General features: G+C 72.0%; 24 protein-coding genes and 1 pseudogene. 13 read left to right on the forward strand and 12 right to left on the reverse strand.

Annotated elements, in window-relative coordinates:
* The first annotated feature begins 12 nt into the window (after positions 1 to 12).
* From O7634_RS12935 to O7634_RS12945, 3 genes are all read left to right on the forward strand, one after another.
* Positions 13 to 1,164, forward strand: coding sequence for a hypothetical protein (locus tag O7634_RS12935; RefSeq protein WP_278150388.1), 1,152 nt, complete (start codon positions 13 to 15; stop codon positions 1,162 to 1,164).
* Between the two features lie 703 nt (positions 1,165 to 1,867).
* On the forward strand, positions 1,868 to 2,425 hold the full coding sequence (locus O7634_RS12940) for a hypothetical protein (RefSeq protein ID WP_278150389.1): 558 nt from the start codon (positions 1,868 to 1,870) through the stop codon (positions 2,423 to 2,425).
* A gap of 165 nt (positions 2,426 to 2,590) precedes the next feature.
* Positions 2,591 to 3,265 (forward strand): HNH endonuclease family protein, encoded by a 675-nt coding sequence (locus O7634_RS12945; protein ID WP_278150390.1) that lies wholly within the window; start codon positions 2,591 to 2,593, stop codon positions 3,263 to 3,265.
* A 167-nt stretch (positions 3,266 to 3,432) separates the two neighbouring features.
* On the opposite strand, the gene O7634_RS12950 is transcribed toward O7634_RS12945, so the two are convergent.
* Both O7634_RS12950 and O7634_RS12955 read right to left on the reverse strand, forming a co-directional pair.
* Positions 3,433 to 4,032 (reverse strand): ATP-dependent Clp protease proteolytic subunit, encoded by a 600-nt coding sequence (locus O7634_RS12950; RefSeq protein WP_278150391.1) that lies wholly within the window; start codon positions 4,030 to 4,032, stop codon positions 3,433 to 3,435.
* 137 nt (positions 4,033 to 4,169) lie between these two features.
* The gene (locus O7634_RS12955; RefSeq protein ID WP_278150392.1) at positions 4,170 to 4,655 is read right to left on the reverse strand and encodes a helix-turn-helix transcriptional regulator; all 486 of its coding nucleotides are present in this window, start codon (positions 4,653 to 4,655) and stop codon (positions 4,170 to 4,172) included.
* A 197-nt stretch (positions 4,656 to 4,852) separates the two neighbouring features.
* On the opposite strand from O7634_RS12955, the gene O7634_RS12960 reads away from it, so the two are divergent.
* A complete protein-coding gene (locus tag O7634_RS12960; RefSeq protein ID WP_278150393.1) occupies positions 4,853 to 5,866 on the forward strand; it encodes a potassium channel family protein in 1,014 nt (337 codons plus the stop codon).
* Positions 5,867 to 5,905: 39 nt separating this feature from the next.
* Here O7634_RS12960 and O7634_RS12965 read toward each other — a convergent pair whose 3' ends face one another.
* A complete protein-coding gene (locus tag O7634_RS12965; protein ID WP_278150394.1) occupies positions 5,906 to 6,385 on the reverse strand; it encodes a MarR family winged helix-turn-helix transcriptional regulator in 480 nt (159 codons plus the stop codon).
* An 82-nt stretch (positions 6,386 to 6,467) separates the two neighbouring features.
* Between O7634_RS12965 and O7634_RS12970 the strand changes: the two genes are divergently transcribed.
* On the forward strand, positions 6,468 to 7,112 hold the full coding sequence (locus O7634_RS12970; protein WP_278150395.1) for an NAD(P)H-dependent oxidoreductase: 645 nt from the start codon (positions 6,468 to 6,470) through the stop codon (positions 7,110 to 7,112).
* Positions 7,113 to 7,181: 69 nt separating this feature from the next.
* Here O7634_RS12970 and O7634_RS12975 read toward each other — a convergent pair whose 3' ends face one another.
* The 3 genes from O7634_RS12975 to O7634_RS12985 form a co-directional block, all read right to left on the reverse strand.
* Positions 7,182 to 8,249 carry a 2-oxoacid:ferredoxin oxidoreductase subunit beta gene (locus O7634_RS12975; RefSeq protein WP_278150396.1) on the reverse strand — a complete coding sequence of 356 codons (1,068 nt, stop codon included), beginning with the start codon at positions 8,247 to 8,249 and terminating at the stop codon, positions 7,182 to 7,184.
* Positions 8,242 to 10,089 (reverse strand): 2-oxoacid:acceptor oxidoreductase subunit alpha, encoded by a 1,848-nt coding sequence (locus tag O7634_RS12980; protein WP_278150397.1) that lies wholly within the window; start codon positions 10,087 to 10,089, stop codon positions 8,242 to 8,244. The genes O7634_RS12975 and O7634_RS12980 overlap by 8 nt, the downstream gene beginning before the upstream one ends.
* Positions 10,090 to 10,379: 290 nt before the next feature.
* Complete coding sequence (locus O7634_RS12985) at positions 10,380 to 11,834, reverse strand: hypothetical protein (protein ID WP_278150398.1); 1,455 nt, start codon at positions 11,832 to 11,834, stop codon at positions 10,380 to 10,382.
* Between the two features lie 126 nt (positions 11,835 to 11,960).
* On the opposite strand from O7634_RS12985, the gene O7634_RS12990 reads away from it, so the two are divergent.
* Entirely contained in the window at positions 11,961 to 12,338 is a 378-nt protein-coding gene (locus O7634_RS12990) for an NADH-quinone oxidoreductase subunit A (protein WP_278150399.1), read from the forward strand.
* Positions 12,339 to 12,405: 67 nt separating this feature from the next.
* Here the strand turns inward: O7634_RS12990 and folP are convergent, their stop codons facing one another.
* Positions 12,406 to 13,275 (reverse strand): dihydropteroate synthase, encoded by an 870-nt coding sequence (folP, locus tag O7634_RS12995; RefSeq protein WP_278150400.1) that lies wholly within the window; start codon positions 13,273 to 13,275, stop codon positions 12,406 to 12,408.
* Between the two features lie 154 nt (positions 13,276 to 13,429).
* On the opposite strand from folP, the gene O7634_RS13000 reads away from it, so the two are divergent.
* From O7634_RS13000 to O7634_RS13015, 4 genes are read left to right on the forward strand one after another with little or no spacing between them, the layout of a single operon-like run.
* Positions 13,430 to 14,041 (forward strand): DivIVA domain-containing protein, encoded by a 612-nt coding sequence (locus O7634_RS13000; RefSeq protein ID WP_278150401.1) that lies wholly within the window; start codon positions 13,430 to 13,432, stop codon positions 14,039 to 14,041.
* Positions 14,038 to 14,535: an SRPBCC family protein gene (locus tag O7634_RS13005; protein WP_278150402.1), complete on the forward strand. Its 498-nt coding sequence runs from the start codon at positions 14,038 to 14,040 to the stop codon at positions 14,533 to 14,535. Before O7634_RS13000 ends, O7634_RS13005 begins: the two co-directional genes overlap by 4 nt.
* 45 nt (positions 14,536 to 14,580) lie before the next feature.
* Entirely contained in the window at positions 14,581 to 15,162 is a 582-nt protein-coding gene (locus tag O7634_RS13010) for a DNA-3-methyladenine glycosylase I (protein ID WP_278150403.1), read from the forward strand.
* 13 nt (positions 15,163 to 15,175) lie between these two features.
* A complete protein-coding gene (locus O7634_RS13015; RefSeq protein ID WP_278150404.1) occupies positions 15,176 to 15,799 on the forward strand; it encodes a hypothetical protein in 624 nt (207 codons plus the stop codon).
* Here the strand turns inward: O7634_RS13015 and O7634_RS13020 are convergent.
* Genes O7634_RS13020 through O7634_RS13035 form a run of 4 tightly spaced genes read right to left on the reverse strand, consistent with a single transcriptional unit; the run spans position 15,796 to position 20,023 of the window.
* Positions 15,796 to 17,037: a DUF1501 domain-containing protein gene (locus O7634_RS13020; protein WP_278150405.1), complete on the reverse strand. Its 1,242-nt coding sequence runs from the start codon at positions 17,035 to 17,037 to the stop codon at positions 15,796 to 15,798. The genes O7634_RS13015 and O7634_RS13020 overlap by 4 nt on opposite strands.
* A 14-nt stretch (positions 17,038 to 17,051) precedes the next feature.
* On the reverse strand, positions 17,052 to 18,350 hold the full coding sequence (locus O7634_RS13025; protein ID WP_278150406.1) for a DUF1800 domain-containing protein: 1,299 nt from the start codon (positions 18,348 to 18,350) through the stop codon (positions 17,052 to 17,054).
* A gap of 58 nt (positions 18,351 to 18,408) precedes the next feature.
* A complete protein-coding gene (locus O7634_RS13030) occupies positions 18,409 to 19,200 on the reverse strand; it encodes an enoyl-CoA hydratase-related protein (protein ID WP_278150407.1) in 792 nt (263 codons plus the stop codon).
* Between the two features lie 4 nt (positions 19,201 to 19,204).
* A complete protein-coding gene (locus O7634_RS13035) occupies positions 19,205 to 20,023 on the reverse strand; it encodes a PaaX family transcriptional regulator C-terminal domain-containing protein (protein WP_278150408.1) in 819 nt (272 codons plus the stop codon).
* 190 nt (positions 20,024 to 20,213) lie between these two features.
* On the opposite strand from O7634_RS13035, the gene O7634_RS13040 reads away from it, so the two are divergent.
* Together O7634_RS13040 and O7634_RS13045 are read left to right on the forward strand one after the other, a co-directional pair.
* Positions 20,214 to 20,381, forward strand: a complete 168-nt coding sequence (locus tag O7634_RS13040) for a DUF3117 domain-containing protein (protein ID WP_007455245.1) — start codon at positions 20,214 to 20,216, stop codon at positions 20,379 to 20,381.
* A 150-nt stretch (positions 20,382 to 20,531) separates the two neighbouring features.
* Positions 20,532 to 22,006: pseudogene (locus O7634_RS13045) on the forward strand (leucyl aminopeptidase family protein).
* A gap of 9 nt (positions 22,007 to 22,015) precedes the next feature.
* Here the strand turns inward: O7634_RS13045 and O7634_RS13050 are convergent.
* Positions 22,016 to 22,585 carry an O-methyltransferase gene (locus tag O7634_RS13050; protein WP_278153955.1) on the reverse strand — a complete coding sequence of 190 codons (570 nt, stop codon included), beginning with the start codon at positions 22,583 to 22,585 and terminating at the stop codon, positions 22,016 to 22,018.
* 299 nt (positions 22,586 to 22,884) lie between these two features.
* On the opposite strand from O7634_RS13050, the gene O7634_RS13055 reads away from it, so the two are divergent.
* The gene (locus O7634_RS13055) at positions 22,885 to 24,213 is read left to right on the forward strand and encodes a trypsin-like peptidase domain-containing protein (protein ID WP_278153956.1); all 1,329 of its coding nucleotides are present in this window, start codon (positions 22,885 to 22,887) and stop codon (positions 24,211 to 24,213) included.
* Positions 24,214 to 24,255 lie beyond the last annotated feature (42 nt).

Consider the following 24,255-nt stretch of genomic DNA (forward strand, 5'->3'; position numbering starts at 1 on the left):
GACAACATGAGCATGAGTATCCGACTGCGGCCAGATGCTCGACCAGTCAGTTTCGACCGCCACACCCCGTGCTACGGCCGGGAATCCGGTTGCCGCGTCACGGAGAATGGAGTTGTGGAAGGCCACGGCCGGTTCGGCCCAGATTTTGTGACAGCACACCGGGGGATGCACGGCGCGCGCACACCGGAGCAGCGGCAGCTGACCTACGACATCGCGGTCGACTCCGGCTTCGAGCACTGGCGGCGCTGGTACGACGCGCAACTGGCGTTGCTGCCCAGCCCGCAGGCCGACGCGCTCGCCCGGCGCCTCTGGTTGGACGAGCACTTCTGGCCCGTCACCTTCGAGCTGGCGGCCGGCGCCGCGATCCGATCAGCCGGCTACACCGCCGTGTACGAACACGACCACGGCGGCCTGACCCCCGACTGGACCGCGCACACCCCCAGCGGAGAGCTGGCCTTCCTCGTCGAGGTCCACACCGACCAGCCTGCCAAGGAAACCTTCGGGCGTATCCGCGCGTGGAAAGCGCTCGAAAGGCGCATAGCGGAGATCCCCGTAGGCGTCGTGCTCGTACTCCAGGGCACCCGGCATCTCGCGCCGAAGCCACCCGACGCAGGAACTGCCAAGAAGATCGCCCGCGAAGTACGCGCCCGTTTGCTGGACGGACCCGGCACCTCGAAGATCCACGCACACGGCTACACCCTTGTCGTGCTCGCCGACAGGTTCGGACGACCCCTACAGTCAGCGAACGGGATCCGCGCCCAGTTCGCCGCGCCAAGCGGTGTCGCCGGACCAGTCGACGCCAGCCGGCTAGTCAAAGCCGTCGACGGGAAGGTCAGCAAGTACGCAGACCTCGCCAACCATCACAACGTGCCCCTGGTCATCGCCGTCGGATCGCACCGCTTCACAAGCGTCGACCTGGCAGACCTCGACGACCTGCTCGCCGGCGCCTCCACGATCGCCTTTCATTTCAACGTCGGAGACACATACATCGGCACCAAAACGGTCAACCCGGCACGGCCTACTCAGTGGACGATGCCGACCAACCTCGCCGGCCTGCTGTGGCTACACAACCAGCCGCCGTTCAACGCCACCGTACGTCCGAACCCCGACGCTCACCGCCAGATGCCACAGCACCTTGCTCCGATAACGACCGCCGCAGAATAGGTGCTTACGACTCCGGTCGCGAAGAGCGAGACAGTGCGGGAGCGAGGAAATCGGCCAGCCAGGCTTGGCGCGATCGTGTTGGGGCGGCCGTCCGCTCACCGATGGTCCAGGCGGGCTGCCGACACTGACCTGGGTCGACGACATCTCCAAGCTAGTCGCGCCCGAGTAAATGATCGTTGCTGGCGACGGTGCCCGCCGCCGACTACCCGGCGGCGGGCACAGACCCGCAGGGCTGCTGACCGTGGTCGTTCCCCATTGCAGACGGGACGAGTTACCCGCGCTCGCCCTGGGCGTCGGCGCTCTCTCCTTGCTGCCTCTCCCAGGGCGCCAACCTGCGCCAGCATGCGTTCGCTAATGGTGCCGGGCAAGGTGCCCCCGTTTACCCCCCGAAAACCCTTCCCAAGAGTTGACTACCAGTGACAAGCCCCGATCATTGCTAGACAGCGTTTGCACAGCTCAACGCGATAAAATGACTAGCGATGACATGCTCCGCGGAGCTACGGATGGTAACCGTGTGTCGCAGGTTCGAATCCTGCCGGGGGCACCGACATAAGGCGCTCAACAGCAAGAACGGCGCTGAGCCGTCCCTGAAGCCCCAACAACGCTGGTGGGCGATCGGGTGCTGGCGGGTCCGTGGTGGGGCATGCGTCGACGTGCGGGTCGAGGTGATCATGTGGCCCCGGTGCCGCTGTACCCTTCGCCGATGGCGTTACCTACCGACGACCGCGAGCGTCTGCTGGCGCTTTACCGAGGCCGGGTTGACGGCTACGTCGGCGTGGACGGGGGCTACGGGCGGCGTTGGCGGAGTTGGTGCGGGACTTTGCTGTCGTTCGGTGGCGCGCTCGTCGTTCCGCCGGTCGGGCCCGAGTCCGATCTTGAGGAACTGCTCGCCAGCGGGTCCGCGTTCGGATCGGCGGTGCGATACGTGCGGGGCGAGGCCAACGAGTGTCATCGCAACGTGGCGGTGGGCTGGATCGACGGAGCGATCGAGTCGATCGGCACGGGCTACGCGCTCTCCGACGACGAGCTCTGGCGGCAGCACTCGTGGGGCGTGGATCAGGACGGCGTGGTGGTGGAGACCACCGATGAGCGGCGCGCCTACGTGGGCATCGTGTTGCCCGCGGGAGCGCCGAGCGTGCGGTTCGCCGGGAGCAACGCGCAGGAGCACCTGAGGACGGCGTTGCGGCAGCGTGGTCCCCGCGCTCCGGAGCTGATCAGCATGATCCGCGAGCTGGCGAGCCTGGACAGGTCTTGGATCTAGCTGACTTCACCCGGCCGTGCGCCGGCCGGCACCCCGCGGTTTCGGGGCCGGGCGGCACCGCCAAAGGCTCGATGGATGGACGATTCCCCTTTACGCGCATGACCTTCGATGGACATGATCGGCCGAGACGGTTGCCGTACCCCCCTCACCGAAAGGCTGCCGCCCATGCCGATCGCATCCTCTTCCGCCCCCTCCCGCCGCGTTCCGCGCCAGGTCGCCGCCGTCGCGGTCGCCGCCCTCGCCGGTGCCTGCCTGGCTGTCGTGAACGTCCAGCCGGCCTCGGCGACGCCTCCCGGCATTCCGTCGAAGGCGACCGCCCAGTCGCAGCTCAACGCCCTGACCGTGGCGGCGCAGGGTTCGAGCAGCGGTTACTCGCGGGACCTGTTCCCGCACTGGATCACGGTCAGCGGTAGCTGCAATACCCGGGAGCAGGTGCTCAAGCGCGACGGCACCTCGGTCGTCGTGGACAGCTCCTGCGCGGCCACCTCGGGCCGCTGGTACAGCCCGTACGACGGGGCGACCTGGACGGCGGCCTCCGACGTCGACATCGACCACGTCGTGCCGCTGGCCGAGGCGTGGCGCTCCGGTGCCAGCTCGTGGACCACCAGCCGTCGGCAGAGCTTCGCCAACGATCTGAGTCGCCCGCAGTTGATCGCGGTGACCGACAACGTCAACCAGGCGAAGGGCGACCAGGACCCGTCGACCTGGCAACCGCCGCTGTCGTCGTACCGGTGCACCTACAGCAAGATGTGGATCACGGTGAAGTACAGCTGGGGCCTCACCCTGCAGTCTTCCGAGAAGTCCGCGCTGCAGAGCATGCTGAACACCTGCGGTTCCTGACCGTCGCGCCGACCCGGCCGGCACGAACCGCGCCACGACGACGCGGGCCGGCCGGGCTCACGGCTCGATCCACTCGATTTCCGTGGAAGTCGGGCCTACCGGTGCGCGGGGATGGCCCGGTTTTCAGGAAGTGGAGTCGATCAAAGCAAGGCAGCCACCGCACCGGCTCAGAGCGCCGGTAGCTGTTCGGCGCGGGTGACCACCTGGTCGATCAGACCGTACTCGCGGGCCTGTTCGGCGGTGAACCAGCGGTCCCGGTCCCAGTCACGCTGGATCTCGTCGAGCGTCCGTCCACTGTGCTCGGCGATCAGCTCCTGCATGGTGCGCCTCACGTGCAGCATGTTCTCCGCCTGGATGGTGATGTCCGAGGCGGTGCCACCCATCCCACCGGACGGCTGGTGCATCATGATCCGCGAGTGCGGCAGCGCGTACCGCTTGCCGGCCGCGCCCGCGCAGAGCAGGAACTGCCCCATCGAGCCGGCGAACCCGAGCGCCAACGTCGCCACGTCGTTGCGGACATAGCGCATCGTGTCGTAGACCGCCATCCCCGCGCTCACCGAGCCGCCCGGCGAGTTGATGTAGAGGTAGATGTCCCGGTCGGCGTCCTCGGCGGCGAGCAGCAGGATCTGCGCGCAGATCTGGTTGGCCGACTCGTCGGTCACCTCGGTGCCGAGGAAGACGATCCGCTCCCGGAGCAGCCGCTCGAACACGTGGTCACCGAAGGACGGTTGCCCACCGTCCAGCATGCGTGCGCCGTACCTCATCATGTGCCGCCGCCTCCCACGGTGCCGGCGGGTGGTTCGGACCACCCGGGGGACCGGCCCTCCCAGCGTGCGGGCGACGGCGGTGGCGGGCCCAGTGATTCTGCCGCCGGCAGATCCGCCGACGGCAGAACCGGCGCGGCCTACCCGACGGTCACCCGCCGCGCGCCCGCCCGGGCCCGTCCGCAGCCCAACCACGCGGAGGTACGCGGACCGGGGCGGGAGCAGCCAGCGGAGACCGTCGTCCGGACGGAGAGCGTCGGCCCGCTCGCGCCGGGGCCCCGGTGCAGGATCGGGCCGCCGGCCCGCAGCGTGTGCTGCCCGGCGTGCGGGTGGCCGACGCCGGCCCGCTCCAGGCGGGTGAGCGCGGCGCGCGGGCTGGCCGGGATGCGGGGTTCGACCCGGCGCAGGTCGTCCCGGGCCTCCTCCAGCAGGTCGGAGAGGCGGATGCCGAGCGCCCGGCAGATCGCCGCGAGCACCTCCGAGGAGGCTTCCTTGCGCCCTCGCTCCACCTCGGACAGGTAGGGCACGGAGACCCCGGCGGACGCGGCCACCTCGCGCAGTGTGCGGCCCTGGCTCTGCCGCAGGCGGCGGAGCACTCCGCCGATGACTCGTCGCAGCAACGACATGCCGGCCTCGCTTTCGCAGTCGTCGTCGGGAACACCCTCATCATGCCTGTTCCCGGACCCGTTGGCCGTCCCGTGCGGGCCGTACCACCTCGGCCCGCTCCCGCCGCCGAGCGGCGCCGGGCGTCCGGCACCCGGAGTGGACGTCGTACCCGCTATGTTGTGGGCGTGCAGCAGACGGCGGGGGAGCAGGTTCGACGGTGATCCATTTTCCCGCGCAGCGTCGGGGCCCGCTGAGCGCGCTGAGTCTCCGGCTCGCCGCCGCCCTGGGCCTGGTCTTCGCCGTGGTCGCCGCTGTCTACCTGGGCCGCGACGGCTACCGTGATGTCAACGAGGACGGGCTCACCCTCCTCGACTGCTTCTACTACGCGGTCGTCTCGCTGTCGACCACCGGCTACGGCGACATCACCCCGGCCACCCCCTCGGCCCGGCTGGTGAACGTCCTGTTCATCACCCCGGCCCGGGTGGTCTTCCTGATCATCCTGGTCGGCACCACCCTGGAAGTTCTGACCGAGCAGTACCGGACCGGCCGTCGCCTGTCGCGGTGGAGGAGAGCCGTGAAGGACCACGTCATCATCTGCGGCTACGGCACCAAGGGGCGCAGCGCGGTCAACGCCCTGTTGGAGAACGGTCTGGATCGTTCCCGGATCGTGGTGGTGGAGCGCAGCGCCACAGCCCTACGGCAGGCCACCTCGGCCGGACTGGTGGCGATCGAGGGCTCGGCGACCCGCTCGTCGGTGCTCGAGGAGGCGCACGTCCGTACCGCGAAGGCGGTGATCATCGCGACCGACAGCGACGACGCGTCGGTCCTGGTCGCGCTCACCGTACGGCAGCTCACGGCTGGGCAGGTCCGGATCATCGCGGCGGCCCGGGAGGCGGAGAACGCCCCGCTGCTCAAGCAGAGCGGCGCGCACCACGTGATCGTCTCCTCCGCCACCGCGGGTCGACTGCTCGGCCTGTCCACCTCCGCCCCGCCGTTGATCGACGTGGTGGAGGACCTGCTGACTCCCGGCCAGGGCATGGCGCTGGCGATGCGCTCGGCGGAGCGCGACGAGGTGGGCCGCTCGCCGCGCGAGCTGGACTCGTTGGTGATCGCGCTGGTCCGGCGTGGCAAGGTGGTCACCCTCGCCGACCGGGCCGGCGCGGTGATCGAGACGGGCGACATGCTCGTGCACGTACGCGACGACCGCCCGCAGTCGACCACGAGCGTCTGACCGGCGGGCCGCTGCCGGGGCGGCCTCGCCAACCCGACCTCAGCAGGTGTCGTCGGCGACGCAGATCGCCTCGGTGCAGTTGATCGTCGCGCCCGTTGAGGCCCGGCTGAGCAGCTTGTAGAGCGTCTCCCGCTCGGCGGAGTCCAGTGCGCCGAGCACCTCGTCCTCGGCGCTGGCAAGGGCGCATTCGGCCTCGTTGAGGCGTTTCGCCCCATCTTCGGTGAGCTCGACGACGTGTCGCCGCCGGTCCTCGGGGGAGCGCCGTCTCTCGACCAGCCCTTTCGCCTCGAGGTCGTTGAGCAGCCCCACGATGTTGGTGCTGTCCATCTCCAGGATGGTGGCGAGCGCCTGTTGGCCGGTGCCGCCACCCGCGCGGAGCACCGTCAGCGCGACCAGATGCCGGGGCCGTAGGCCCAGCGGCGCCAGCACCGACTCCGATCGCAGCCGCATCCGTCGGGCCAGATGGTCCAGGAGCGCGCCCGAGCGGTGTTCCGAGGAGTCGAGCGGCGTGGCGGGCATGTGACCCAGTCTACCGAGCTGTTGGAACATCTCCCTGCTATAAATAGTTGGTGCTGCACAGACGATCCTTGGAGGATGAATAATGCATCTGCTGCATATTGACTCGAGCATTCGGGGTGACTGGTCGGTCAGCCGCCGGCTCACCGCCCGCGCCGCCGACGCCTGGCGTGCGGCCCACCCGGACGGCACCGTCACCTACCGGGACCTGGGCGCCGATCCGCTGCCCCACCTGGACTCGGCGGGCGGCCTGGCCCGGATGACGCCGCCGGACGAGCACACGCCGGCGCAGCGCGAGTCCTGGGACCTCAGCATGCGGATCGTCGACGAGGTGAAGCAGGCCGACGTGGTGCTGCTCGGGCTGCCGCTCTACAACTACGGCGTGCCCAGCAGCGTCAAGTCCTGGGTCGACCACCTGATCGTCGCCGGGCACACCTACGACCCGACGACCCAGGAGGGTCTGCTCGCGGGCCGCGAGTTGGTGGTGCTGGCCACCCGGGGCGGTGGCTACGGCGAGGGCACCCCACGTCACGGCTGGGACCACGCCGAGCAGTGGCTCCCGCACGGTCTGTCGATGACCGGCCTGGAGCCGCGCTTCATCAGCACCGAGCTGACCCTGGCGCCGACGGTGCCGGCGATGGCCGAGCTGATCCCGCTGCACGAGACGAGCCTCGCGGCGACCGAGAAGGAGATCGACAACCTCTGGCTCCCGGCCTCCGCCCAGCGCTGAGCAGACGCCGGTACGACGAGAGCGGCCGCCCCCGGATCGGGGACGGCCGCTCTCGTCAGTGCCGTGGGATCAGAGGATCGTCCAGGTGTCGCCGCTGTTCAGCAGGCCGGCGAGCTGCTGCTCGGGCGTCTCGGTGACGGTCGCCCTGGCCGTCGCCAACTGCTCCTGCACCACGCTGTCGTAGGACGGCCGGGTCACCGACCGGAACACGCCGATCGGCGTGTTGCGCAGGTCCAGGCCGGGCAGCCGGGACAGCGCGAACGCGTACGCCGGGTCGGTCACCGTCGCGTCGTGCACGACGATCTCCTCGGGGCGGACCGAGCTGGTCTCCCGGACCTCAAGGCCGAAGCCGCCCGGCGGGTGCACCACGCAGAACCGCCCGTCGGCACCGCCGGGCTGGCCGTTCGGCTCGCGAGCAGCGCCGAAGGTGATCGGCTGGCCGTGCTCCAGGCGGATCAGGTAGTCGTCCCGGGTGGACGGGTCCTTGAGCTGGTCGAACGCGCCGTCGTTGAAGATGTTGCAGTTCTGGTAGATCTCCACGAAGGCGGAACCCTCGTGCTCCGCGGCGGCCCGCAGCACCGACTGCAGGTGCTTGCGGTCGGAGTCGATGGTGCGGCCGACGAAGCTGGCCTCCGCGCCGAGGGCGAGCGAGAGCGGGTTGAACGGGGCGTCCGCCGAGCCGGCCGGGGTCGACTTGGTGATCTTGCCGACCTCGGAGGTGGGAGAATACTGACCCTTGGTCAGGCCGTAGATCCGGTTGTTGAACAGCAGGATCTTGAGGTTGACGTTGCGCCGCAGCGCGTGGATCAGGTGGTTGCCACCGATGGAGAGCGCGTCGCCGTCACCGGTGACCACCCAGACCGACAGGTCCGGCCGGGACACCGACAGGCCCGTGGCGATCGCCGGCGCGCGGCCGTGGATGGAGTGCATCCCGTACGTGTTCATGTAGTACGGGAAGCGGGACGAGCAGCCGATCCCGGAGACGAAGACGGTGCGTTCCCGGGGAATGTTCAGCTCCGGCATGAACTGCTGGATGGCCGCCAGGATCGCGTAGTCACCGCAGCCGGGGCACCAGCGCACCTCCTGGTCGGACTTGAAGTCCTTGGCGGTGAGCTTGAGGGCGACGGGCTCAGACATTCTTCAGGACCTCTTCCAGCGTCGTCTCCAGCTCGGCGGCCGTGAACGGAAGACCGCGGACCTGGTTGTAGCTGATCGCGTCGACCAGGTAGCGGGCCCGGATGACGTGGGCGAGCTGACCCAGGTTCATCTCCGGGATGACCACCCGGTCGTACGAGCGCAGGACCTCGCCGAGGTTGGCCGGCATCGGGGCCAGGTGCCGCAGGTGCGCCTGGGCGATGGACAGCCCTCGCTGACGCACGCCCCGGCACGCCGCGCCGATCGGCCCGTACGTGGAACCCCAGCCGAGCACCAGCACCCGGGCGTCGCCGTCCGGGTCCTCCACCTCGATGTCCGGCACCGGGATCGTCTCGATCCGGGCGGCCCGGGTGCGCACCATGAAGTCGTGGTTGGCCGGGTCGTAGGAGATGTCGCCGGTCTTGTCGGCCTTCTCCAGCCCGCCGATCCGGTGCTCCAGACCGGCCGTGCCGGGGATCGCCCACGGCCGGGCCAGGGTCTCCGGGTCGCGCAGGTACGGCAGGAAGGTGGTGCCGTCCTCGCCGTTGGGCTTGGTGGCGAACTCGACCCGCAGGTCGGGCAGCGACTCCACGTCGGGCAGCAGCCACGGCTCGGAGCCGTTGGCGACGTAGTTGTCGGAGAGCAGGATCACCGGGGTGCGGTAGGTGAGCGCGATCCGGGCCGCCTCCAGGGCGGCGAAGAAGCAGTCCGAGGGGGACCGGGGCGCGATCACCGCGACCGGCGCCTCACCGTGCCGACCGTAGAGCGCCATGTTGAGGTCGGCCTGCTCGGTCTTTGTCGGCATGCCTGTCGACGGGCCGGCGCGCTGCACGTCGACGATCACCAGCGGCAGCTCCAGCGCCACCGCGAGCGAGATCGTCTCGCTCTTGAGCGCCACACCCGGCCCGCTGGTGGTGGTCACGCCGAGCGAACCGCCGTACGACGCGCCCAGCGCCGCGCCGACCGCCGCGATCTCGTCCTCGGCCTGCATGGTGAGGACGCCGAAGCGCTTGTGCTTGCTCAGCTCGTGCAGGATGTCCGAGGCGGGCGTGATCGGGTACGCGCCGAGGAAGACCGGCAGACCGGAGCGGACCCCGGCGGCGACCAGCCCCAGCGACAGCGCCGCGTTGCCGGTGATGTTGCGGTAGGTGCCCGGCTGCATCTTGGCCGGCTTGACCTCGTAGCGGACCCCGAAGTCCTCGGTCGTCTCGCCGAAGTTCCAACCGGCCTTGAAGGCGGCGACGTTCGCGGCGACCAGCTCCGGGCGGGCCGCGAACTTGCGCTCCAGGAAGCGCAGCGTCGACTCGTAGGGCCGGGAGTACATCCAGGAGAGCAGGCCGAGCGCGAACATGTTCTTGGACCGCTCGGCGTCCTTCTTGGACACCTGGTAGTCGGCCAGCGCGCCGATCGTCATCGAGGTCAGCGCCACCGGGTGCACGACGTAGCCGGCCAGCGTGTCGTCGTCCAGCGGGCTGGTCTGGTAACCGACCTTCGCGAGGTTGCGCTTGGTGAACTCGTCGGTGTTGACGATGATGTCCGCGCCGCGCGGCAGGTCGGCCAGGTTGGCCTTGAGCGCCGCCGGATTCATCGCCACCAGCACGTTCGGCGCGTCGCCGGGGGTGAGGATGTCGTAGTCGGCGAAGTGCACCTGGAAGCTCGACACGCCGGGCAGGGTGCCGGCGGGCGCCCGGATCTCGGCGGGGAAGTTCGGCAGTGTGGAGATGTCGTTGCCGAGCTGCGCGGTCTCGGAGGTGAACCGGTCACCGGTCAGCTGCATGCCGTCGCCGGAGTCACCGGCGAACCGGATGACCACCCGGTCGAGTTGACGGATCTGCTTGGTCACTGTGCCACCTTCGTTCGCGGCTGCGCGGCTCGCCAAACCAGCTCACTCCTCGCGCTCACGCCTGCACCTCGTGCCCGGCCACGGAACCTCCCTGACGCGACGTCGCGCCGCACCGCCCCAGGCTGGCTCGGCCGCTGACGTACCTCACCTGAGAGCCTACGTCTAAGGCAGCCCTAACAATGCCGGTGAATCGGCGACTCGAAACTGGCCACCCCGGAAAATGCCCGAGTTTGCGGTGTTACGGGCCACCCGCCGTAATTCAGATCACCCCACCTGTCCGGCCCGTCGTTTCATTCGGCGGGACGGGGCGCGGGCTCGGCCGCAGGCCCGGCGAGCCGGCGGCGCAGCGACGTCGTCGCCAGCGTGAGGGCCAGCACCACGAGCAGCGCGGAGACCCCGATCAGGAGGACGGCGGTGCGCTGCACCGAGGTCATCCCACCGTCCGCGCCGCCGGCGCCGGCCGGTAGCACGCCCTGGGAGCCGGTCGGCGCGGGCGGGGAGACCGGCGGCGTCGCCAGCGCGGCCGCCGCGGTGATCCGGAAGCTCATCTGCACCCGCCGGGTCGAGCCGCTGCGCGGATCGAGTTGGCCGATCACCGCGCCGGACAACGGCGCCTGCCGCTGGGCCTGTGGCGTCGCCTCCACCGGCAGCCGCAGCTCGGCGCTGGTGCCCGCCGCCACCACGCCCGTGTCACAGCGGGTGCGGGTGGGGTCGACCGCGTGGCAGCCGGGCGGTGGGGTCGGAACCGTCACCCCGGCCGGCAGGATGACCTCCAGCCCACCGGTGGCGTCCACCGTGCCGGTGTTGTTGAGCCGCAGCGTCAGGCTGCTGGCCCCGCCGCTGATGTCGAAGGCCACCTCGCTGGCGGCGAGCGTGATCCCGGGCGCCGGCGGACCCTGCGGGAAGAGCACCGCGAAACCCTGGTCGTCCACGGCCTCGCCGGGTGCCCCCGGCGCGTCCGCGACGACCTGCACGGAGCCGCTGAGCGGCATCTGCCGCCACGCGTCGCCCGCGACGCGCAGCCGCAGGACGGCGCTGAACCGGACGCCGGCTTCGGCCGTCCAGGCCCCACAGTGGTACGCCCCGCCGCCGGCGGCGGCGCAGCCCTTCGTCCCCGCGTCCGTCAGCCCGGCCGGCAGCGTGTACGAGAGTCGGATCCGCGCCGCGGTCGTGCCGGTGTTGTGCACGGTGACCCGCAACGTGGCGACCGTGCTGGCCGCGTTCCAGTACGCCCCGGTGAGGATGACGTCCTCGGTGGTGACCCGTACCCCCAGCGGGTTCGACGGCGGCGTCGCCGAGCCCGGCGCGGGCGGCCGCACCGGCGGTGCCGGGCGCGCCGTCGACCAGGGCGGGCCGGAGGTGGGCGGTCGGACGGTGCCGTCCGGCCTGGGTGGGGTGCTGGTCGGCGCCGGCGGAACATCCGGCGCGGTGGTCACCGGGGCCGGCGGAGTCGGGTCCGCCGGCGGGGCGGTGGTGGGCGGCGCCGGCTCGGTCGGCCCCGGCTCGCCGCCGGGTCCGTCGGGCGGCGTGGGGTCCGGTGCCGGCGTGGTAGGTGGTGGGCCCTCAGGGTCGGTGACGGGCTCGGTCAGCGTCACGACCGGCTCCGTGTCCGGAGGTGCCGCGCCGGCCCAGGTCGGGCCCACGGCGAGCGCCGCGAGCAGACCGAGCGCGAGCCCGGCAGCGAGTGGGGGCGTGGGACGCCGCCCCTCAGCCCGGTTACCGGGCGACGCCTTCACGCGGGCCATCTGTCCTCCGGTGACGTGGGTGTGTCCAATATTCGGTAACAGTTGCCCGGGAGCACTAGTCCCATCCGGAAACAACTTCGTAACGTGTTCGGTACGCCGCTGCCGGCCGAACGGTAGGCTCCCCCTGTGACCGGATACCTGGGCTCGTACGCGACGCTCGGGCTGCTGCTGCTCGTGAGCGTCGTCTTCTTCGTAACAGCGTTCTCGGCCAACCGGGTGTTACGTCCCGGACGTCCGGCCGATCCGCCGGGCAAGCGGAGCAGCTACGAGTGCGGGATCGATCCGGTCGGCGCGGACTGGGCGCAGATGCAGATCCGCTACTACGTCTACGCCTATCTGTACGTGCTGTTCGCGGTCGAGGCGGTGTTCCTCTTCCCATGGGCGGTGGTCTTCGACCGACCGGGCTTCGGTCTGGTGACGGTGGTGGAGATGGCGGTGTTCGTGGCGGTGCTGGCGCTCGGCATCCTCTACGCCTGGCGTAGGAACATCCTCCGCTGGACCTGACCGGCGCGCTCTCCGGCGATCGTGCCGGTCCGCCCGGCCGTTCGCGGTCGGTACCGGCGACGACCGGTCAGGCCAGTCCCCGGCGCGTCGCGGCCGGCGAGCGGTCGCCCCGGATCGAGGCCACCATCTCCAGCACCCGGCGCGTCGGGCCGACCTGGTGGGCCCGGAACACCCGGGCGCCGAGCCAGGCCGAGATCGCCGTGGCGGCCAGCGTCCCCTCCAGGCGTTCGGCCACCGGCAGGTCCAGCGTCTCACCGATGAAGTCCTTGTTCGAGAGCGCCACCAGCAGCGGCCAGCCGGTCGAGGTCAGCTCGTCCAGCCGGCGGGTGATCTCCAGCGAGTGCCGGGTGTTCTTGCCGAAGTCGTGTGCCGGGTCGATGAGGATGCCGTCCGGGCGTACCCCGGCTGTCAGCGCGCGCTCGGCGAGCCCGGTCACCGTCGCGACCACGTCGGCGACCACGTCGGTGAAGGCGGCCCGGTGCGGCCTGGTCCGGGGCGTCAGGCCGCCGGCGTGCGAGCAGACCAGGCCGGCGCCGGTCCGCGCGGCCACCCGGGCGAGCGCCGGATCGGCGCCCGACCAGGTGTCGTTGAGCAGGTCGGCGCCGGCCGCCACGGCCTCGACCGCCACCTCGGCGCGCCACGTGTCGATCGAGATCACCACGTCCGGGAAGGCGGCGCGGACGGCGGCGATGGTCTCCACCGTGCGTCGGATCTCCTCGGCGACGTCCACGTCGGCGCCGGGGCCGGCCTTGACCCCGCCGATGTCGATGATGGCGGCGCCCTCCTGAACGGCCCGCTCCACGGCGCGCAGCGCGCTGTCGGCGGCGTAGGTGGCTCCGCGGTCGAAGAACGAGTCCGGCGTGCGGTTGACGATCGCCATCACCACCAGCTCGTCCGGGGCGAACGTGCGCCCGCCCAGCCGAAGCGCCCCGGCCATGCCCGCCTCCTGGAAGTCCGCCGTCGCCGCCGCGTCGGCCGGTCCCGACGCTAGTCGGTCGTCGGCCCGTCACGCCGGGCGGGCGTCGGGATGGATCATGACCGGGACGGGTGGCGGGGTCGCTACCGGCCGGCTGCCATGCCACGATCAGTGCATGGGTCAGCTTCTGCTCCTCCTGGTCGTGGCGTTGACCGTCGCGGCGGTGATCTTCGGCGTGACGGTGCTGGTCAGCGGCCGTGATCCCGGCCTGCTGCCGGCCGAGCCGGATTCCCAGGCCGTGGCGTTGCCGAGCACCCGTCCGCTGCGCGAATCCGATGTGGGGGCGGTCCGTTTCGACACCGCCCTGCGCGGGTACCGGATGGCCCAGGTCGATCAGGCGATGCGCCGTGCCGCGTACGACATCGGCTACAAGTCCGAGCTGATCGGCGTACTGGAGTCGGAGGTCATCGCGTTGCGTGAGGGGCGCACCGACGACGCGGACCTGCTCCGGCAGGCTCGTGAGCAGTCGGCCAGCCGGGTGCCGTCGGCGGACGCCGGCGAGCCGGGCACCGACGCGCCACCGGCCGACGAGGCGAACGCCGCCCCGGTCGGCTCGACCGCGCCCGGCCCGCTGCCCGCCGCCACCTCGTCGGCGGCCGACTCCGACGGAGTGGCGCCGGCCGTCGGGCCCGCCGACACCGAGCCGGCCGACCGGGAGCGGGCGGCCGACGCTCCGGCCGACGACACGGAGCAGCGCGACGCGGTGGTCCGGTCGGAGTCGGCGTGACCGAGCCGCAGGGCGCCGACCATCTTCGGGAGGCGGCCCAGCCCGGCGCCGGTGAGGTGACCGCCACTGTCATCGTCCGGGCCCCGGCCGAGCGTGTCTTCGCCGGGTTGCTCGCCTGGGAACGGCAGTCCGACTGGATCCCGTTCACCCGGGTCCGGGTGGTCGAGGGCGACGGGCGCGAGGGCAGCCGGATCGAGGCCGTGACCGCTCTCGGTCGGGCGGCGCTGCGCGACGAGATGCAGGTCGTCCGGGTCGACGAGCCGTACGAGATCGGGGTCGTGCACTACGGTCAGTTGCTGCGCGGGCCCGGCGTGCTGCGCTGCACCCAACTGGGCCAGGACCGCACCCAGGTGGTCTGGCACGAGTGGTTCCACCTGCCGGGTGGCCGGGCCGGGCGACTGGCCTGGCCGGTGCTCTGGCCCGGCTCCAAGTTCGGTCTCACCCAGGCGCTGAAGAGGTTCGCCCGTCTGGTGGAGCAGGGCCGGCTGCCCTGACCACGCCCGCGTGGGGTGTCGGACCGATGCCCTAGCGTGTACGAGGTGACTGACCTGGTGATCGGTGCCGACGGGCTGGCGCGCTGCGCCTGGGGGGCGAGCACCCCCGACTACGCCGTCTACCACGACACGGAGTGGGGGCGGCCGCTGCGCGGCGACGACGCGCTCTACGAGCGGATGACCCTCGAGGCGTTCCAGTCCGGGCTCTCCTGGCTCACCATCCTGCGCAAACGCCCCGCGTTCCGGCTGGCCTTCGACGAGTTCCACATCCCGACCGTCGCCGGATACGACGACGCCGACGTGACCCGGCTGCTCGCCGACGCGGGCATCGTCCGTAACCGGGCCAAGATCGAGGCGGCCATCGCCAACGCCCGAGCCGCCCTGGAGGTGCCGGAAGGGCTGTCCGAGCTGCTCTGGTCCTTCGCGCCGGCGCCCCGACCGACCCGCCCCACCTCGTTCGCCGAGCTCGCCCCGATCAGCCCGGAGTCGACGGCGATGGCCAAGGCGCTCAAGAAGCGCGGGTTCCGCTTCGTCGGCCCGACCACCGCGTACGCGCTGATGCAGGCGACCGGAATGGTCGACGATCACCTCGCCGGCTGTCACGTCACAGGCCGACCGGCGGCGTGATGAGATGGCAGGCATGACGACCGAGACCGCGTACCGTGCCGGCGCGGACGGCCACACCGACCCGACGGGCACCTGGGCCGTGCTGTTGCCCGCCGAGCGGTTCGAGGCCGAACGGCTCGTGCACCACGACACGCTGGAGCTGACCGGGCTGACCGACATCGTCCGACCTGCGCCTGGTGATCAGGTGGCGGTGCTCGTCGACGCGCCGCCGCGGCTGGTGGCGCTCGGTCGGGTCAGCGCGCCCGCCCAGCGCCACCGGGAGGACCCGGACGACCCGCAGTCGCCGGTCGAGCCGGGGGCGCTCGTCGTGGCGTACACCCGTCGGGTCTTCGACGAGCCGGTCCCGGCCGACCCGCTGACGTTCGACGGGCCGGTGACCGCGCTGGCGCCGGCGGCCTTCCGGGCGTTGGCCGACCAGCTCGGCCCGCCCCCGGCGCGGCGCTCCTGGCTGGTCAGCCTCGACCTGCCGATCGAGGCCGACACGCGCGCCGAGGCGGTCCGGCTGTTCTGGTCGTACGTGCAGGAGTTGGGCCCGCGCGAGCTGCCCGCCTTCGTCTCGCCGGCCGGTGACGAGCTGGCCATGCAGGCGTTCGTGCTGGGCGAGCAGGCCAACCAGGACCCGGAGGAGGACGACTAGAAGAGGCCGTCCAGCCGTCCCCGCCAGTCGGCGAGGACCGGGCCCGGGTCGGTGTCCAGCACCCGTTCCAGCAGCGTGGCGTAGACGTCCCGGAAGTCGGTGGTGTATTTCAGGTCGCCGTCGTCAAGGTCGGTGAGGCTGGGCGGGTCGCCGTGCCAACCGCCGCGCACCCCCGCGCCGAGCAGCAGCATGTCCGAGGCGGTGCCGTGGTCGGTGCCGTCCGAGGCGTTGGCCCGGACACGACGGCCGAACTCGGAGTAGACAGCCACCACCACCTTCCGACCCGCCTCCGTGCGACCCATCCGCTCGGTGAACGCGGTCAGCGCGCGGTCCACCTGACCCAGCAGCACTGCCTGCAACTGCTTCTCGTCGGCGTGCGTGTCGAAGCCGCCCAGCGACACCGAGAAGACCCGGGTGGACACCCCGGCCTCCACACACTGCGCGACCAGGTCGAGCTGCGCGTCGAGCGGGGTGCGTGCCCCGCCGGTGGCGGTCGCCGGCGCCTGCTCGCCGTCCTGCTCGGTCGGGTCGGCGGCGTCGGCGTCGCGGACCTCGCGGATCATCTCGTCCACCGAGCGCAGGTCGGCGAAGCAGGTGGCGGCGCGGGCACGGGCCGCCGTCTCGCCCTGCTCGGCGACGGAGAACGCCGCGAGCGTCTCCGCCGACAGGCCCTTGGCCGTCTTGCGGTCGGTCACCGGTACGGCGGCGCCCGCGCTGCGCTCCCCGGCCAGCAGCGGAGGCAGCGCCGGCTCGAACGAGACGGCCAGTCGGGGATCGCCGCCGGCGCGATCCAGCCACCGGCCCAGCCAGCCGGTGTTACCCGGCCGGTCCGGTTGGGCGGTGTGCCAGATGTCCATGGACCGGAAGTGGCTGCGGTCCGGCTTCGGGTAGCCGACCCCGCGGACGATCGCCAGGCCACCGTCGGACCAGCGTCGGTGCAGGCCGGCGAGCGCCGGGTTGAGGGCGAAGCCGTCGTCCAGCCGGCGCACCTCCCCGTCCGGGTACGCGAGTTCCGGGCGGGCCGCCCGGTAGGCCGGGTCGGCGTACGGGATGACGGTGTTCAGCCCGTCGTTGCCGCCGTAGAGGGTCACCAGCACCAGCGTGCGGGACTGCGGATCACGGTCGCCGCTGGTGTCCAGCAGGTCCCGCAGGGTGTACGCGCCGGCCCCGGCGGCCAGCGCGCCCGCGCCGACCACCCCGCTGGTCAGCAGGAACCTGCGTCGGGTCAGGGTGTCCATGTCGACTCCTCCGCTCAGCTGACTGTGTATTCGGGGCTGACCAGTCCGGCGGCCAGCAGGGCGCGTGGTTCGCCGGCCAGCGGGGTGAGGGCGGCCCGGGTGCGTGCGCTCCAGCCGTCGACCACCAGCAGCCGGGCCAGCGCGTCCGGTCGTCCGGCGGTCGGCGCGGCGGTCAGCCGGGTCAGCACGGCTGGCGCCGTGGCGGCGGCGAGCATCCCGGCCGTCCGCAGTCGGGCCTGCAACGACGAGGTGGTCAGCCACGCCGCCCCGGCCGGCCAGCCGCCCACGCTGGGCGGGCGCAGGGGCACCTGGTCCAGGGCGTTCAGACCGGCCAGCAGTTGCTTGCGCTGCTGTTCGGTCAGCGCGGACGGTCGGATGCCGAGCTGGCGCAGCGCGCCCACCAGCCACTCCACCGGCTGCTTCACCAGCGTGCCCCGGGTCTGCGCGAAGGCCGGCGCGGAGAGGATCGCGCGCAGCGTGGCGACGGTGTCCGCGCCGGCCAGACCGTCCGGCGCCGGGACGTCCGCGCCGGCGTAGCGGAACCAGAGCCGGCCGGCCACGAACGTCGCCGCCTTCGGCTGGGCGGCCAGCAGCCCGGCGTACGCCTGGGCGTCGAAGCGGCCGGTCTGTCCCAGGATCGTCTTCTCGCCGGGATCGTGCCGGCGGGCCTCGAAGCGGGCGACACCGGTACGCCTGTCGACCACCCAGCCGGTCAGCGCCCGCGCGCCGGCCTTCACGTCGGCCTCGCTGTAGCCGCCGATGCCGAGCGTGAACAGCTCCATCAACTCGCGGGCCAGGTTCTCGTTGGGCGCCTTACGGGTGTTCTTCTGCCCGTCCAGCCAGAGGATCAGGGCGGGGTCGCGCACCATCGCGGCGACCAGCGGGCCCAGCGGCCCCCGTCCGTGCCGGCGCAGCGTCTCCAACTGGGTCAGCATCAGCCGGGCCGACCTGACCTTCTGCGCGCTCGTCGCCCAGTGACCGTGCCAGAAGAAGAGCAACTTCTCGGTCAGCCCGTCCTCGGCGGCGACCATCCGGTCCAGCCACCAGAGGGTCACCTGCTGGAGCTGTTCCCGGCGCTGCGCGTTCGCCTGCTGCCGCTGTTCGCGGGTGGACTCCTTGGTCAGCGCCGCGTACGGGTCGGTGGGCAGTGCCGGCGGAGGGGTGGCCGCCGCGCCCCGGTCGGCCCGTCCCGGGGCGAGCAGACTGTCGAGTGTCGCCGTCGGTCCCGCCCGCTCGGCCGCGTCCACCTCGTCGGCGGTCGGCCCGAAGGTGGTCCGGCGCAGCAGGTGCGCCACCGCTTCACGATCGCTCATACCGGCCGACGTTAGGCTACCTCTGTTCGAGGACGGTAAGGGCGACGTGCGAGCCGGTTCAGCGTCCCTCGAAGACCGGCTTCTGCTTGTCGACGAAGGCGAACGTGGCCGCCCGGTGGTCGGCGGTGCCGCCGCAGATCGTCTGTGCCTGCGCCTCGGCGGCGAGGGCGTCCGCGAGGGTGCCGGCGTCCGCGATGGAGAGCTGCCGCTTGATCGCCCCGTACGCGACTGTCGGCCCGGCGGCGAGGCGGGCGGCCAGCTCCTGGGCGACCGGCAACACCTGCTCGTCGTCGTCGGTCAACCGGTTGAGCAGGCCCAACCGGCAGGCCTCCTCGGCGCGGACCGGCTCGGCCAGCATCAGCAGCTCGATCGCCTTCGCGTGGCCGACCAGCCGGGGCAGCGTCCAGGAGGCGCCGGTGTCGGCGGCGAGGCCGACCTTCGAGAACGCCATCAGGAAGCTCGTGGTCGGCCCGCCGATGCGGATGTCGGCGAGGAACGCCAGCGACGCGCCAGCGCCGGCGGCCATCCCACGGACCGCGGCGATCACCGGCTTGGGCAGGTTGGCGAGCCGCGCGGCGATCGGGTTGTAGTGCGCCCGGACGGTGCTCAGCGGGTCACTGGCGGCGTTCTTCAGGGTGGACACGTGCTCGCGCAGGTCCTGACCCGCGCTGAACGACCCGCCGGCCCCGGCCAGGACGACAGCCCGGCAGGACCGGTCGGTCTCCAAGCTGGCCAGGGCGTCCCGCAGCGCCTCCTTGAGCGGCACGTCGAGCGCGTTCATCGCGTTCGGCCGGTTCAGCGTGAGGGTGACGACGGCGTCGGTCCGGTCGACCAGCAGCGGCTCGGTCACGTGTCTAACGACCCTTCTGTCGGACGATGCGGTTGCCGGCGTCGAGGCACTGTTCGACGTACCGGTCGGCGGCCGGCCGCAGACGGGCGGCGTGCCTGTCGAAGAAGCTCGCCGCCGCGGTGCCGGGCCAGCGTTCGGGGAGCAGCGCCGGGGGTAGCTGCGGGTCCTGAAAGAGGAAGGTACGCCACGCGTGCACGAGCCGGAACCGGGCGGCGTACGCCTCCTCGTCACTGCTGCGCACGGTGACCGCGGCGAGCAGCGGGCGCTGGTCCGCGACGAACCGCTCGTAGGCGCGCCCGATCTCGGCCAGGTCCCACGCTCGGCGGACCACTCCTATCGCGCCCGGCGTGCCGGAGTGGTGCGCGGCGGTGAAGCGCTCGAACCGGACGCCGGTCTCGGCGAGCAGCAGATCGACGTCCTCGGCGGGGCGGGTGGCCACCCAGGTCTGCTCGTCGAGCGTGCCGTAGCCGAGGAAGCTGAGGTTGGCGGCGAGCCGCTGCCGGTCGCGCCGGGAGCCGGGGGCCTCCAGGACCAGCAGGTCGAACCGCCCGTCCCAGGTGACCCGGCCGGTCCGGTAGATCCGGGCGGCCGCCTCGTCGAGCCGCCGGGCCGCTTTTGGCGTGATCGAATATCCCGGTCCGGAGACCAGCCGGAGCGGTTCGAGCCAGCCCTGGCGCACCATCCGCGAGACGGCGGTGCGAACGGCTGGCGGTGCGATTCCCAGCGGTGCCAGCAGCTTGACCAGGGCGGCGACCGGTGCGCGGCCACCCCTCGGACGGAGGTGGTCGCCGTACAGGTCGAAGAGTGCCGACCGTGCCTGCATGACCGCACATTGTGACAGGCCTTCTCAAGATAAGCTAGATGCTGTTACATCAATGCTGCTCCGGTTTGGGTCCGGCGGTGTTCATCAGGGAAAATCGTCTCTCGACACCCCCGTGAGCGTTGCGGGTGGTCGTGACGAAGTGGCTGTGGGGCAACCCACCGACCCTGGTGTAGGTCTGAGGGGAGACAACATGGCGGCGATGAAGCCGCGGACGGGCGACGGTCCGCTGGAAGTCACCAAGGAGGGTCGGGGCATCGTCATGCGGGTCCCGCTGGAGGGCGGTGGCCGGCTCGTCGTCGAGATGACTCCCGACGAGGCCAACGCGCTCGGTGACGCACTGAAGGCAGCGGCCGGCTGAGTATGGAGTGCTCCGGGCGGCTCGCGCCGCCCGGAACGTTCTTCGGACCCTGGGCCGCCGGCATCCGCCGGTGGCTCAGGGTCTTCATCACTGCGGGTAGGCGGGCCGGGTGTCCCGCTCCGCGACGATTCCCTGGAGGTACGGTTCCGCGTGCTCGCCATCCGTCTGATCGCCGAGCCCGACCGGTTCGACATCCTCGTCCTGCCGGTTCGTCCCGTCGACGCGACGGCGGGAGGTGACGCCTCGGCCGAGCCCGTGCCGACAGCCGTGGCGCCTCCGGACGACACCGCCGACGAGGCCGCCGCGCTGACGCTGCCCGCCCGACTGACCGGTCGGGCTGGCGAGATCCACACCCAGCTGCGCCCCGGGCGTACCCCCGGGCGGCTGGTTTGCTCGGCGTCGGCGCCGGCGACGAGGCGGCCTGGCGGACCGCCGGCGCCGCCCTGGCCCGCTCGGCCGCCGCTGAGACGCAGATCACTCTCGTGCTGCCGGCCGCCGTGACCCCGGCCGAGGTGCGGGGGCTGACCGAGGGGCTGCTGCTCGCCCCGTACCGCTTCCGGCTGACCGAGGCCGGCGACCGCCCGGCGCTCGAAGCCGTCGACCTGGTGGTCGCCGACCCCGGCGCGTACGAGGCGACAGTGGCCACCGCGCGGACCACCGCGGAGATGACCCACCTCGCCCGTGACCTGACCAACACCCCCTCCTCGGTGAAGACCCCGCAGTGGTTCGCCGATCAGGTGGCTGCCGCCGCGGCCGACCTTCCGGACCTGCGCCTGCGCGTCCGTGGCCCGGCCGAGCTGGCCGCCGAGGGCTTCGGCGGGATCATCGCCGTGGGCGGTGGCTCGGCCAACGGTCCCCGGCTCGTCGAGCTGGACTGGCACCCCGCCGACGCGCGCACCCACGTGGTGCTGGTCGGCAAGGGCATCACCTTCGACACCGGCGGCATCTCGATCAAGCCGGTGGCCGCGATGAAGTTGATGCGCAAGGACATGGCCGGAGCGGCGGCCGTCGTCGCCGCCACCCTCGGCGCCGCCGCGCTGCGCCTGCCGATCCGGATCACCACGTTGGCCCCGCTCGCGGAGAACATGGTCAGCGGGGCCGCGTTCCGTCCCGGCGACGTCATCCGGCACTACGGCGGTACGACGAGCGAGACGACCAACTCCGACGCCGAGGGCCGGCTCGTCCTCGCCGACGCGCTGGCGTACGCGGTGCGGGAACTCCAGCCGGATCTCCTACTCGACCTGGCCACCCTCACCGGCGCGAACTCCGTGGCGCTGGGCAAGCGCACCGCCGCTCTCTACAGCGACAACGACGACCTGGCCGCCGACGTGCTGGCGGCGGTCGAGGCGGCTGGCGAGTCGGCGTGGCGGTTGCCGCTGCACAACGACTACGTGGAATACCTGGGCAGCGACATCGCCGACCTCCACAGCGCCCCGACGCAGGGCGCCGGCTCGGTGCTGGCCGCGCTCTACCTGCGCGAGTTCACCGGCGACCTGCGGGACCGCTGGCTACACCTGGACATGTCGGCCCCGTCCTGGGCCGACGGCGACCAGGCCGAGGTCAGCCGGGGCGCCACCGGCTGGGGCGTCCGGTCGTTGCTGCGCTGGCTGGCCAGCGTCGACTAGGGGCTGTGGTCAGCACTTCACCGCGGCGAGCAGCCCGTGTCCGACCGGAAGCACCGCCGGAATCCAGTGCTCCGACTCCCGGACCGCCTTGATCGTCTCGCGGACGGTCACCGTCTCGGCGTCCCGGGCGGCCGGGTCGCCGATCCGGCCGCCGGCCAGCACCCCGTTGAGCGCCAGCACGCCACCGGGGCGCAACAACCGCAGGGCCGCCTCCACGCAGGCGTGGAAGCCGGTCGCCTCCGCGTCGACGAAGACCAGGTCGTACGCGCCGTCGGCGAGCCGCGGCAGCACGTCCAGCGCGCGGCCGGTGATGATCCGGGTACGGCCGGCCGCGAAGCCCGCCTCGGTGAAGATCCGGCGCGCGATCCGCTGGTGCTCCACCTCGACGTCGATGGTGGTCAGCACGCCGTCGGCGCGCATGCCGCGCAGCAGCCAGACCCCGCTCACCCCGGTGCCGGTGCCGATCTCCACCACCGCGCGGGCGTTACCGGCGGCGGCCAGCAGCCGCAACGCCGATCCCGCGCCGGGAGTGACGGCGTCCAGGCCCACCTCGCGGGCCAGGCTGCGGGCGGTGCGCAGGACGAGATCCTCGGTGACGTACGACTCGGCGAACTGCTGAGCCGGCGTCGTCGAACTGCCGGAACCGGCGACCGTGGCGATGGGGCACCTCCGGGGGCGGTGCGTGGTGCGGGGGCGAGTTGGCACTGTGAGCGTAGAGGCGACCGTCGTGGGGCGCAGCCGCGCCTCCGGCTGAAGCGATCACCGGGGCAACAGCTGACTCCACCGCGTACATCCGTGCAATCCTGGAGGCGGTATCCCGTCAGCCGCGACCGGACCGGTCCGTGGCCGGGCGACGCGGCGCGGGATCCGGGGACGGACTGGGAGGCACCGACGTGACCGACGGCTGGGACTGGCGCCGGGGCGGTGAGATTCCGGCGCGACCGCCCGGGGCAGGGGCCCCACCGGCGGGATCGCCGACACCCGGGGCCGGTGTGCCGCCGGCCGGCACGTCGCCCTGGTGGTCGGACGCGCTCGCCGACCCCTGGCGGGACCCGGCGGCACCGGCCGCCGTGGTGGTGCCCGGGGTGGTGGCCGCCGGCGCGGAGCCGGAGCCGGTCAGCGATCCCGACTCGCCGGGCCGGCCCAGGCTGCGTCAGCTGGTGCTCATCCCCGTGCTCACCGCGCTGTTGGCCGGCACCCTCGGCGGCGCCCTGGGCTACTTCTTCGCGGTACGCGCCGGAGTCGGCGGCGCGGTGCTCGGCGCCGCCCCGACCGAGGTGCCGGCCCTGGCCCAGCGCAAACCGGATTCGCTGGCCGGCGTCGCCGAGCGTGTCCTGCCCAGCGTCGTCACCGTACGGGTGAGCAGCCTCGGCGGCACCAGTGAGGGTTCCGGGTTCATCGCCACCCCCGACGGGCATGTGATCACCAACGACCACGTGGTGGCCGGAGGTTCCGGCAAGGCATCCGTGGTGTTCAACGACGGCAGCACCGCGCCGGCGAGCATCGTCGGTCAGGACCCGGAGTCGGACATCGCGGTGATCAAGGTGAGTCGTCCCGGCCTGCGGCCGGTGGAGTTCGGCGACTCGGACGCGTTGGCGGTCGGTGACCCGGTGCTCGCCATCGGATCGCCGCTGTCGCTCGCCAACACCGTCACCGCCGGCATCGTGAGTGCCCTGGACCGGACGATGCAGGCCGGTGAGCCGGGTGGTCCGGTGCGCTACTACGCGGCCATCCAGACCGACGCGGCGGTCAACCACGGCAACTCTGGCGGTCCGCTCGTCGACGGTGCCGGTCGGGTGGTCGGCGTGAACTCCACGATCAAGTCGCTCGTCGCCGAGGGGCAGGAGGCGGGCAACATCGGGCTCGCCTTCGCCATCCCGATCAACCAGGCCAAGCGGGTCACCCAGGACATCATCGGCACCGGCAAGGCGCGGCGTACGGTGATCGGCGCCCGGGTGGACGGCCCGACCGGTGTGGTCGGTGGCGGCCTGCGACTGGCCGAGGTCGCCCCGTCCGGCCCAGCGGAGGGCGCGGGGTTGAAGGTCGGCGACGTGATCCTCAAGATCAACGGACGGCCGATGACCGAGCCGACCGACCTGACCGCGTTGGTGCGCAAGTACGCGCCGGGTTCGGTGGTGACTGTGGAGTACCGGCGGGGCACCAACCGACAGAACACCTCGGTGACACTCGCCGCCGACGCGAAGTGAACAGCGGCGCACCCCCTGCCCGAAGGTCGCCCGACGTGCGTA

Source organism: Micromonospora sp. WMMD1120, from assembly GCF_029626235.1.
GTDB lineage: Bacteria > Actinomycetota > Actinomycetes > Mycobacteriales > Micromonosporaceae > Micromonospora.